Source organism: Myxococcus llanfairpwllgwyngyllgogerychwyrndrobwllllantysiliogogogochensis, assembly GCF_006636215.1.
Lineage (GTDB): Bacteria > Myxococcota > Myxococcia > Myxococcales > Myxococcaceae > Myxococcus > Myxococcus llanfairpwllgwyngyllgogerychwyrndrobwllllantysiliogogogochensis.
In genome coordinates this window covers 1-388 of sequence record NZ_VIFM01001005.1, presented here as the reverse complement: position 1 = coordinate 388, position 388 = coordinate 1, and the positions used below count along the sequence as shown (strand labels likewise).

Here is a 388-nt window from a genome sequence, read left to right as displayed (position 1 = left end):
ATGCATAAGCGTGCAGACATCTGAACCTATCAATCTGCAATGCGGAGAAGACCTGTTTCACCCCAGTTCAGGCGTCCGCGGCTGCGGATTGGCGGCCGAGGTGGCCTGCTTGGCGAACTGCAGGCGCACTCATGCCATGGCAGCCAGCAATTTGCGCCGCACCAGCCATAGATTGGCCAGTGCAAACAGCGTGTGCAATTGCGCGGTGTTCTTGGCCAGTCCCCTGTAGCGCACCTTGGCATGCCCGAACTGGCGCTTGAGCACGCGGAATGGGTGTTCGACCCGCGCCCGGATGCCCGCCTTCACGCGCTCCAGTTGCCGGGTCAAGGCCTCGATCGGTTTGGCCGGATCCAGCAGGCGGCGTTTACCCGGCCGCATGGCGATGTGC

The 388-nt window shown here is 62.9% G+C and carries 1 protein-coding gene; it reads right to left on the bottom strand.

The window, feature by feature from the left end:
* Window positions 1–129 precede the first annotated feature (129 nt).
* Window positions 130–388, bottom strand: a 259-nt coding sequence (locus FJV41_RS57685) for a transposase (protein ID WP_246137952.1), incomplete at its 5' end; no start/stop codon positions are given.